The sequence below is a fragment of the Pseudorhodobacter sp. E13 genome (assembly GCF_003991405.1).
Lineage (GTDB): Bacteria > Pseudomonadota > Alphaproteobacteria > Rhodobacterales > Rhodobacteraceae > Pseudorhodobacter.
On sequence record NZ_RPEN01000024.1, the window covers coordinates 1 to 223 of the forward strand.

A 223-nucleotide genomic window follows, 5' to 3' on the forward strand; every position below is an offset into this window, starting at 1 on the left:
AATAGCGCCGTCCATCTGCGCCGCACCGGTGATCATGTTCTTCACATAGTCAGCGTGGCCGGGGCAGTCGACGTGGGCATAGTGGCGCGCTGCCGACTCATATTCCACGTGTGCGGTCGAAATCGTGATCCCGCGAGCCTTCTCTTCCGGCGCGCCGTCGATCTGGTCATAGGCGCGGAAATCGCCAAAATACTTCGTGATCGCCGCCGTCAACGTCGTCTTG

The 223-nt window shown here is 60.5% G+C and carries 1 protein-coding gene; it reads right to left on the minus strand.

Going from position 1 to position 223, the window contains the following annotated elements; translation table 11 throughout:
• The coding region (locus EGN72_RS00060) for a GTP-binding protein (protein ID WP_233586963.1) at positions 1-223 on the minus strand (223 nt) is incomplete at both ends.